Annotated in this window: 10 protein-coding genes; 3 read left to right on the plus strand and 7 right to left on the minus strand. The window is 43.7% G+C overall.

Features of this window, described 5'->3' with window-relative positions; genetic code table 11:
• Positions 1-19: 19 nt before the first annotated feature.
• The 5 genes from DW917_RS09015 to DW917_RS09040 all read right to left on the minus strand — a co-directional run bounded on the left by DW917_RS09015 (position 20) and on the right by DW917_RS09040 (position 6136).
• Entirely contained in the window at positions 20-1399 is a 1380-nt protein-coding gene (locus tag DW917_RS09015) for an ATP-binding protein (protein ID WP_118117964.1), read from the minus strand.
• Between the two features lie 376 nt (positions 1400-1775).
• The gene (locus DW917_RS09020) at positions 1776-2129 is read right to left on the minus strand and encodes a DUF2023 family protein (protein WP_118117966.1); all 354 of its coding nucleotides are present in this window, start codon (positions 2127-2129) and stop codon (positions 1776-1778) included.
• A gap of 129 nt (positions 2130-2258) precedes the next feature.
• Complete coding sequence (gene fldA / locus DW917_RS09025) at positions 2259-2753, minus strand: flavodoxin FldA (protein WP_118117968.1); 495 nt, start codon at positions 2751-2753, stop codon at positions 2259-2261.
• Between the two features lie 482 nt (positions 2754-3235).
• Positions 3236-4747: a hypothetical protein gene (locus tag DW917_RS09035; protein WP_134843799.1), complete on the minus strand. Its 1512-nt coding sequence runs from the start codon at positions 4745-4747 to the stop codon at positions 3236-3238.
• A gap of 81 nt (positions 4748-4828) precedes the next feature.
• Positions 4829-6136 carry a carcinine hydrolase/isopenicillin-N N-acyltransferase family protein gene (locus DW917_RS09040; RefSeq protein ID WP_118117974.1) on the minus strand — a complete coding sequence of 436 codons (1308 nt, stop codon included), beginning with the start codon at positions 6134-6136 and terminating at the stop codon, positions 4829-4831.
• Between the two features lie 259 nt (positions 6137-6395).
• Between DW917_RS09040 and DW917_RS09050 the strand changes: the two genes are divergently transcribed.
• Both DW917_RS09050 and DW917_RS09055 read left to right on the plus strand, forming a co-directional pair.
• Positions 6396-7403: a hypothetical protein gene (locus DW917_RS09050; protein WP_147344150.1), complete on the plus strand. Its 1008-nt coding sequence runs from the start codon at positions 6396-6398 to the stop codon at positions 7401-7403.
• On the plus strand, positions 7400-7894 hold the full coding sequence (locus tag DW917_RS09055) for a 3'-5' exonuclease (protein ID WP_118117980.1): 495 nt from the start codon (positions 7400-7402) through the stop codon (positions 7892-7894). Before DW917_RS09050 ends, DW917_RS09055 begins: the two co-directional genes overlap by 4 nt.
• Before the next feature lie 17 nt (positions 7895-7911).
• Here DW917_RS09055 and DW917_RS09060 read toward each other — a convergent pair whose 3' ends face one another.
• Positions 7912-8505: a hypothetical protein gene (locus tag DW917_RS09060; protein WP_118117982.1), complete on the minus strand. Its 594-nt coding sequence runs from the start codon at positions 8503-8505 to the stop codon at positions 7912-7914.
• A 144-nt stretch (positions 8506-8649) separates the two neighbouring features.
• On the opposite strand from DW917_RS09060, the gene ftsZ reads away from it, so the two are divergent.
• The gene (ftsZ, locus tag DW917_RS09065) at positions 8650-9981 is read left to right on the plus strand and encodes a cell division protein FtsZ (RefSeq protein ID WP_118117984.1); all 1332 of its coding nucleotides are present in this window, start codon (positions 8650-8652) and stop codon (positions 9979-9981) included.
• 78 nt (positions 9982-10059) lie between these two features.
• Here the strand turns inward: ftsZ and DW917_RS09070 are convergent, their stop codons facing one another.
• Complete coding sequence (locus DW917_RS09070) at positions 10060-10473, minus strand: PD-(D/E)XK nuclease domain-containing protein (protein WP_233524688.1); 414 nt, start codon at positions 10471-10473, stop codon at positions 10060-10062.
• Positions 10474-10522 lie beyond the last annotated feature (49 nt).

The raw sequence follows: 10522 nt of genomic DNA on the forward strand, positions 1-10522 counted from the left end.
ATGACACACCCTCATATTTTTACAGGCTTGGCATCTGAATCTCAGGAATTACCAGATCAGCCTCATCTTCTATCTTGTTACTAAAGAACATACAATAATATATAGGCATATAAGTGATTCCATTTTCCGTATAGACTTTCTGCTCATTGCTCAGCACCACAGCCTCATGAATATGATATTCCGTGGTATTCAGGAACTTATCAAGTGCACTATGCACCATATAATCCTTACCCGACTTGATTTCCACAGGCAAGACCGTCAGGTTTTTGTAATCATCTATCAGATAATCCACCTCACCTTTCTGCTTGTTATCATAATAATGAAGCACATAACCATGGGCATGAAATTCCTGAGCTATGACCGACTCATATACAGCACCAAGATTCACACTCCGCTCATCCCTCAACACGGCATTGATATTCGTACCATAAAGAATACTGGTCAATAACCCCACATCGTTCATATAGAGCTTCAGTAAATTCTTGCTCTCCGACTCTATCAGTGGAAAACTAGGATTGCTGATAGCCTGCCCCGACAAAGCTACCCCGGAATTCGTAAGATACTCAAATTCCTCAGCATAGTCGCTAAACTGCTTATGCGCCTTCAAGCCTTCGATATTCTTTACGATGATACGCTTTTTCTTATTTTCCATATTCGATGGAATCATATCATATATCTTTCTGATAACAAGTTTGCGCTCATCATCATACTGCGATGCATCTATCTTATAAAGCGCATGAATATCCCGCTGAATACTTCGCACTTGAGCCATATTTCTATTTTCAAGAAATTTATTGACGGCATCAGGCATTCCTCCCACGAGCAGATAAATCTTAAACTGCTGGAGCATATAGTTATGCATCGACTCATTCAAGGCTTTCCTATCCAGAAAACTATGCCGCATGCTCTCTATCGCCTCCTTTCCACACCCCATCGCCCACAAGAATTCCTCGAAATCAAGAGGATACATCTGTTGGACAGCGATACTGCCGATGGGCACAGAAGGGGTTTGCGACAAGGCGACACCCAGTTGGGAGCCACTAGCCACATATCGGTATTTACCATCCTCGTTGAGAAACTTAAGCATGGTCATCAAATGAGGATAACTCTGTATTTCATCAAGAAAAACCAGGGTATCATCCTTACTTCCGAGATTGTTACCAGCCATGGCACCCAACTGCAAGTAAAAATCTTCCTTGCTCCTTACTGTTTTAAAGATGCCATCTCCCTCTTGGTCTGCCTTGAGATTTATCTCAACAAAATGCTTGAAAAGTTTCTTCCCCACATATCTTATCAGATACGATTTACCTATCTGCCTCGCACCATTGACAAGCAGAATCTTCCGAGGTTCGTGAAGGAGAAATTTCTCCAAACTTTCAGCAAATTTACGTTCTAACATAAGCCTTTCATTTAATCCGGTGCAAATATACTCATTTTCAGTTAATTGCACAAGCCTTCAGGACTTTTTCTTTCATTTCATCCCTCAAAAAGAGGAATTATTCCGTTAAAATAGGAGGTAAAAAGAGGAATTATTCCGTTAAAACAGACATCAAAAAGAGGAATTATTCCGTTAAAACAAGGGGTAAAAACAGGAATTATTCCGAAGAATATAATTCAAAAGAGCGTGGTCGCCAATCGGGCAATCACGCTCTTTTATTTCATTATTAACATAAAACATTATAACATATGAAGACTCTCCCATCAAAGAGCCATCTCCTTGAAGAATCAAGAGGGAGAACATCCCCATGATATTGAGAGAGAAATCCTTATCTAATTTAGCAAACTTTCTTCTTACGCTCGCAAAAGCGCTCGCACTGCGCACAAATATCATATCCCAACATCGCCCCAAGGATGAAATCCTCCTCAGGCGAAAGCTGGCACAATGGTTTGGTGACTATCATGCGGATAGCATCCAGGCATTCCTTCTTACCAAAGAAGAGATTCAGACGGTCGTTGCCAACCGGCTGGATGATGTAATCAATGTTCTGACGCTCTAATCTTGTTATGGCAAAAGACTCATATTTCCTGTTGAAGGTGTAGAGCACCAGACGGCGCACGCCCTTCTTATATTCATATATATGATTCATCAGAACCTTCAAATCTACTGGTGTTGCGATTTCCTGCTGCATACTATCCGAATTAATCAAGTTTCTTATCAGGAATCAGAGAATTCTATGATTTAAAAATCTATGAACCCAAAATGACTCGAGATTCCATAGTCAGAGATTTCTATGACTCCTGAAAAATTATTTTTAATACTAAAGCGCTGGTTTGATGGCCTCAATCCAGGCATCTATACGCTCCTCTGTCTTGTCGTCCTCGTTCACCTCATCGAGTGCCAGTCCCAGGAACTTGTCGTCCTCAACAGCCTCACTGTCATCATAGGTGTATCCATCTGTAGAAACACCAGGCAATACGGTAGCACCAGCCTCAACGGCGGCATCATAGAGTTCCTTCATGCCGCCGCAGAATGTATCAGGGTAAGAATCGCTGTCGCCACAACCAAACAGGGCAACAGTCTTGCCAGCCAAGCCGGCACTCTTCAGCGTCTTCACGCCATCATACCAGTCATCCTGCATCTCGCCGGCACCCCATGTAGAAGTACCGAGAAGAAGATTCTCGTGACTTGCGATAGTAGCATCATCGATGTTAGCTACATCTACAGCTTCCACGCCCAACTTAGAGGCGATGGTTTCGGCAATCGACTGGCATGAGCCAGTAGAAGAGCCATAAATTACGATAGTTGTTTTCATTTGTCCTTAATCTCTTTTAGTTACATTTATTTTCGGGTGCAAAGATACTGCCTTTTCCCTTTATCTGCAATACCTAAAAATGATGGTTTCGGGAAAATACCTAGATATGGGGATAGAAGAATAGTTTTAGGATGGTTTATCCTAAAAAATAGTATCTTCGCAGCAAATATATAATCAAAGAACAATGAAATGATATGAAACGAATAGAAAGAACGGAATATCTCAATAAGCTGATTGCTTTCAAAGACAAGTCTCTTATCAAAGTGAGCAGACAATATCGGCAACATCCTATCCACCAAGCGCATAGCCAACATCATGACTGCCGACGGAAGAAAAATAGACCAGAAAACCGTGGAACGATCTTACACTTGATGAAGACCCTACTGCCGATTACAACGGTATCAAGAGAATCAATGCCATAAGAGGCTGATGGGAGAAACAGAGTTGAACCAAAAGAAAGTTTGGAAGTGACCTCTATGAGGTCACTTCTTCGTTCTGTTGGGTGCTTTCAGCCAGATATTCTGAGTATATCGCATACCTCTCAGATAGTGACACCAAGAATAACTGAAAACCTTATTTCGCAACCAAGAATATTCGAAAAATACCCTGTTGACTGCTTTAACCCTGAATTGTCCAGAATATGCAGCAGGATTCTTCACTGTCCAATACCAACAGTTGTGTAGGTTGATTGTGTTACGAGACACCAATGGAGCCTCATGCATCTTAGCCTTGAACCCGTTTGATGTCACCGGAGCATCCGCCACATCATAATTCCACCGTGCTCTTCCACTTCCACCATCCAAGGATTTGTTTGTTATAGTCACATCAGAAACATTCATTGTATAGCTTTCGGATATTGAGCCTCCTGCACTAAATCCAGCACTTGGTCCAGAAGTATCAAGCCCGATATTACCTCCAAAATCAACACTATATCCCGAAGTTGTACTATACGAACCTTCAGAAGTCGCAGGTCTAGGATCATGCACAAAGACTTCAGTTGGTGAGAAGCTTCCACCGTTTGGTTTAAAGATTTCGTGGTCATTGTCAATCTCTCCCAAGTAAAAACCATAGCATGTACCCTTGTTTTCCTTCCATTTATCAGAAAGCATCATCGTCGAATTGTTTCCAAGGATTTCTTGATGTACCATATAGTAATCCATGTTTTGATCAAAAGAGTACACTGCATATATGGTATATGTTACTTGGTACAATGCGGAGCGACCTTTAGCCTTGTCATGCCCTGGATACGTCGGGTAATATATGTACGTAATTGTCTGCGCCTTTGTCATGGAATGAATATCGTTTGAGCCACCGTTGATATTGGGCTCGCTTACAACAGCTTGTTTTTCTATCCATGTGGCTACGGCATCTGCAAATAAACCATATGTGTAAGGCGTGTGCTCTTGGGAAAGATTGGCTTCTGCAAGCTCTGTCCTTGTGGTATCACCGTCCTCTGTGATTACCACTGACGATATTTGAGCCTCATCTGAGTCGTTCAGATCTTCGAGATGCATTTCTCCTCCCTTCTTATTGAAAGCATAAATATCATTGAAGTGCCCATTGCCATCATCGTCGTCATAGTCGTGCATAAGCGCATCTCCCAGTTTATATTTTTTTAGTCTTTCCATTGTGGCCTTCGACGGTTCAGTTATGGCTATTACGCCTCCTTTGTCATAAACCTGTTTCACTTTCTCCAACATATCGCCATCAATGGTCAAGGCGGTTTCGTTGTCGAGAACCACCACCCTCACGCTATTGTCATTTATTGACACGTTCTTTGTCAGGCGGTTTACAAGAGCAGAACCTGCTTCCTTAAAATTGTTACCCAACACTGCCGTTGGCAAATTGAGCTTAACGGAAAGTTGATCGGTCTTTGGCAGGACTTCTCCTATTGGTGCGTCAAGTTCTTCCCAAGATTCGCTATCATCAGAACATGAGCAACATAACGAAGTCAACATTACCAAACACAACACGGACTTTACAAAAAACTTCATTTTCATTCTTATATTATAGTTCATATTTTAAAGAATTAAATGATTAAAGAATTCACTGGCAGCCTTATCAAGATTTTCTGCCTATTTTAAGTTGAACGTAAATTTATTCTTATAGTCTCGATTCACACAGACCGTAGCCTTGCGCTGAGAAAGATTATACACCACCGACCACTGGGTATGGCTCGTAGGATTGCCCGGAGTTTCTGCCTGACTCACGCCATTGAGCAGATTCATGGCTCCTTCCTCAGACAACTGATTGTTGTTCTGCTTGATGACGAATTCCATCATGTCATAGCGGGTCTTGCCGTGGTTCGAGAGCTTCGGACCTTTATCAGAACATGCCATAGTTTCAGATACATAGAAGTTGCTGGCATAGCGCTTTTCTATCACCTCGCGGGTGTTTGGTAAAATGTCAGGATATTTAAAATAAGTCTTGCCATCCTCACCCGTATATTCATCGTCTATGTAAATCTTGCTCTGATGATCCTTGTCATACACGAATTCTACGATGGCATAACGGCCCGTGGCATCTGCCATGTAGAAATGATAGTTGCCGTCGTTATCCGGTATCCAGAGGTCATATCCGTCCAGAATCTTGAGAGCTTCATCCACAGTTCTGGCATGATCCAACATCATGCGCAAGGCAACGGTTGTAGTCAATTTCTTTCCCGTACTAGCCTGCTGGGTCGGTTTGCCGTCGAGATGGAGCACGGAAACGGCAAAGCCAGCCTCGTTCATACCGTCCATCAGGAGATATGGGAATGCCATGATATAGGATAGGTCTTGCGTCTTATTCTTCTCAAACTCAGCCTTGTTATATAGGATGTAATGCCAGAGATCCTGTCGGTAACCTATCCAGTAGGCATCCACCATACTGATGGATTTCAGTCCGCCTTCGGGTGCCGTGCGAACCAGGGCAGCTGCTATCGGTTCGTTATCATGGGAGTAATCAAAGTTGCGCCCCATCAGATAATCGCCCGTATCGGGTGTCGTCACGGCAAAGGCACTGCAGCCTGCATCCAGCTTAACCCTTGCCTTGAGCCAGGATGGCGTCTTGTCGCAGAGGGTTTTCAATACGGCACCAATCAGATGGGTGTTGTCGGTGAGATTGAATCCTGATATGGTAGGGAGTTTATAATCCTCCGTATAGTCAAGATAGAAGAATCTTCCGTCTTTCAAGTCCTGGATAGACCTTACCATCTCCAGTTTCTTGGCATCGGTCAGCAGACTGGCCGGTACGTCCTGATAGTGAGCCTGGTTGTATACTTCTTCAGGGTCATCATCGCTGCACGAAGACACCATAACCATGAAAAAGGTAAAGCAGAAAGTTAAGCATGCAAACATTAGCCACTGAATGCGTTTGCTGTTGAAAGTATTGTTTCTTTTCATAATTAGTGATATTTAAAAGATGAATGATTCATTTTATTTTTCGATGCAAAAGTAATGGAAAATAAGGTTCGATATGGGAAAAAATAACCTGAAAAATACTGATTTTTTAGGAAAACGGGAAAAAATAACCTCAAAAACCGTCAAAATCACAGATTTTTATTATCTTTGCACAATAATAAAGCAATGCCAAGCAAAGCTAAGCAATGCAAGGTTATGCTAAGCAATTCATCTATCAATAATGAATATATCCCTACGGAGTATGAAAGCAAAGAACTCAATAAGAACCAAGTTACGCAGGTTGGAATTCTCCTTGCTGAAGAGGGAATCCAATTACCTCGATCGCCAGCGCCAGTGGCTTCTGGTATGTTTTGCCGTGATGCTTTATCTAGGCATCCTGTCTAATATTCTGGGGTTGTCGGGAGCCTTCGATCCATTTTTTACAGCATCTAACATCGTCTTTCTGGTAGTTGTGGTGTCCTCGTTCGCTGCCTATCTCTTGGGTAAGATAGGGGTGGTGAAAGGGATAACCTTCCTTGCAGTAGCAACCCAGGTTTTCATAGGCATGGATATTCTGTATAGTGCCTTCGTGCCTACATTGAAAGATAATACGATGGTAATTCTCATCAACATGCTCATTCTTGCCGGCAACATGTTTTTCTCGCTGGCAGCTTATCAGGCTCGTCTTACCCGCTGGCTGGTAGGCATAGCCTTGGGAGTTTATCTAGTCTGTGTGATAGTTACGGGCAATGAATCGCTGCGTAATTATTTCTTTATGATGCTGTTGATACTGCTGTTTATCAGTGTGCTGAGTCTGGGCATTGCCCGAAATGGCGAGTATCTGGTAAATGCCAATAAAATATTGCAGCGAGAAGAGGAGGAACTGCTCCAGGTGTTGAGAATCAACAAGAAGCAGATTAAGGCATACGTGGCATTGGCCAAGGAGCGGCATGATGTGAAGCAGACCGAGCATTTGCTGGATTTGCTGGGTGAGGCATCGCAGAAGAATGTGATAGATAATGTATTGCAGTATATTCAGACCCGGGAATTGAACAAGCAGAATCTGGAGCGTGTTTTTCCGGAATTGAGTTCATCTGAGAGGGAAATCTGTTATCTCATCCTGCAGAATAAGAAGTTGAGTGAAATCGGTATCCTGCTCAATAAGACAGAATCCAATATCACCACCCAGCGTGGCAATATCCGAAAGAAGCTGGGGATGAATCCTTCTGATAATCTGCAGAAGGTATTGGAAAAGAGGATAAGAGAATGAAAGATTTTGCTGCGATAGATTTCGAAACGGCCAACCAGCAGCGTACAAGCGTCTGCTCGGTGGGCATTGTGATAGTGAGGGATGGCGAGATAGCAGACAGCTTCTACAGCCTCATCAAGCCCGAACCAGAATATTACTCTTATTGGAACACGCGGGTTCACGGGTTAACTCTGGAAGACACGATGAATGCGGTTGTCTTCCCGAAAGTCTGGGCAGAGATTGCACCTAAGATAGAAGGTCTGCCCCTGGTAGCCCACAATGCCTCCTTCGACGAAGGCTGCCTGAAGGCAGTATTCCAGATGTATCAAATGGAATACCCCGGCTATGAATTCCATTGCACCTGCCGTGCCTCACGAAGAAAGCTGGGTTCTCTCCTCCCCAACCATCAGCTCCAGACCGTAGCCGCCTATTGCGGTTACGACCTCACCCAGCACCACAACGCCTTGGCAGATGCCGAAGCCTGTGCCTGGATAGCAAGAGAGCTGCTATAATAAGGTGGCGCAAAAACTCAAAAGCATTGATAAACAACTAATTCTCTTGGGAGGTTGATGATTTTCAACCTCTCAAACCACAGTTTCATAGAACCTCCCTGATGGCGCTTCACATGACTGTTGATGATATAATAGTCAGCCTGATACTCATCCATCAAATCAGAAAAGGCAGCCTTGATACGGGAACACTTCTCATTTATCGCATTATCAAGAGGGTTCACCAGGCGGTTCACAGTCTCAATGATTTTATCCATATCTATTCTATTCCCTATCTTTTGATAAAGTTGAAGAAGTTCCTCCCTATAATCTACCAGATTCTTGAATTCAATACCCTCCGGATGGTTCAGGAAGAGCATATAGAGCGCCTTGTGGATAGGACTGAGCTGCACTTCTTTATTACTAAACTCAGGCAACAGGAAGTGATAATCCTCAGTGATGACCAAATGGCTAAGAGTAGCCCTTGCTGCCTCAATACGAAGCTGCTCCAATACGGGCACACTGATAGCTTTCAGCAAAAGGTCAGTTCTTCCTTCTGCCAAAAGTTGGGAAGAAAGCTTTTTTATCATAGCAGCTTTCTCCTCTACGCCCGTATTTCCTAATTCTTCTTGCATACTGGATGCAAAAATACAAAAAGAATAAGAAAAAACGTTTCTCTCCATCGAAAATTCTTCTTTTGCAAGCCTTGCGTTTCATTTATTATTGTATAATTACTCCTTTTTATATATCTTTGTGCTCAAAATTGAAATATAGATAAGATGACAGAAGAATGGACCCCTATAGATTTCGGACAGACAGAAGACACCACCAAGAACATCATCAAGGTGATAGGTGTGGGTGGTGGCGGATGCAATGCCGTTAAGAACATGTACTCAGAAGGTATTGTAAATGTGAGCTTTGCCGTTTGCAATACGGATAGCCAGTCGCTATCCAAATCGCCAGTGCCAGTAAAGATCATGCTCGGAAAGAGCGGTTTGGGAGCAGGTGCAAACCCCGAAGTTGGACGAAGCGAAGCGCAGAACACCCAGGAAGACATCAAGCGACTGTTGGATGACGGAACCAAGATGGCATTCGTTACAGCCGGCATGGGTGGCGGTACCGGCACAGGAGCAGCCCCTGTCATCGCAGGCATCGCCAAAAGCATGGGCATCCTGACGGTGGGCATCATCACCATCCCATTTTATTTTGAAAAGCGTAAGAAAATCGTGAAGGCCCTGCAGGGTGTAGAAGAGATGCGCAAGAACGTAGATGCCCTGCTCATTGTCAACAACGAGCGACTTTGCGATGTATATGCCGATTCTGAAATTACCGTAAAGGATGCCTTCAAGCTGGCAGACAAGGTGCTGAGCGATGCCACCAAGAGCATCTCGGAGCTGATTACCGTAGAGGGAACCATCAATCTCGACTTCCGTGACATCGAGACCACCATCAAGAGCGGCGGCGGTGCCATCATGGCGATGGGCAGGGCGAGCGGAGAAGGCAGAGTTCAGAATGCCATCCTCAATGCCCTGGATTCCCCATTGCTCTACGGCAGCGACATCAGCAATGCCCAGCGCATCCTCTTCAACATCTATACCTCCAGCAAGCACCCTATCTTCGTTAGGGAAATGCGAGAGATAGATGCCTTCTTCGATGAATTGAATCCAGACATCAAAGTTATCTGGGGTCTTTCAGATGATGACAGTCTGGATGAGGATGCCAAAGTCACCATCCTGGCAACAGGTCTCAACAACGAGCTGGCAGATGAAATTCAGGACAATCCTGTCACAACCACCAAGGACGAAGATGATTACCAGAGAATTATCGACAAGCTTTATCATCCGATACGTGACGACTTCCAATCTCAAAAGAAGGCAGATCCCCCAGAAGAGGATATTCCTATAGAGCCATCAAACATAGAATCTACAGACATCCCTGATGATGAGCAGCCCCCACTCATCCCCGATACTCCTACAGTAGAATCTCCAGTCATAGAAGAAGAGCCACCAAAGCCTATCGTCCAGCAAGAGCCGCCAACCTTGGCGAAGAGGATAAGAGACAGACTGAAGAAAATAGCCAAAGATTTAGACATCATTATGGAAGATGAATAGCCTTGGCTGATGCAAAAAAATCCTGCTGGCAACGATACCGGCAGGATTTTTTGCGTTTTATCAACCTCAAGATATCATTTATTTTATCACCCAATCCTCTATGCTTCGCTGGTCTTCCGAAAAGTTAACAGCCACTTTCACAACCTTCCGCCCATCATCGGCAAAAGCCTTGGCATAGTCCTTGCCGCTGATTTGCGCCATGGCAGCATTGGCAGACTTCTCATATTTCAACTCAAAGATAAAGATACTCTTATCCGTCTTGAGTACAAGGTCTATTCTTCCATCCGAAGTGGTATGCTCCACCTTCACATCTTCGCCAAACATGGTAAAGATGGTGAACATCACGGCTTGATAATGACGCTCATTATTATTGATAATCGTATATGGGGACTTATCATAGAATGCCTTTAAGTGGGGCATAAAGGCTCCCATGTCGTCATTGATGAGCACATTCTTGGAATAAGCATACACGATGGCATCATATCTTTTCATGTCTTGCGCAGTGTCTTGTCCTAGAAAAAGTTGACACAGTATAAATCAA

Source organism: Prevotella sp. AM42-24, assembly GCF_003461825.1.
In the GTDB taxonomy this organism is placed as follows: domain Bacteria; phylum Bacteroidota; class Bacteroidia; order Bacteroidales; family Bacteroidaceae; genus Prevotella; species Prevotella hominis.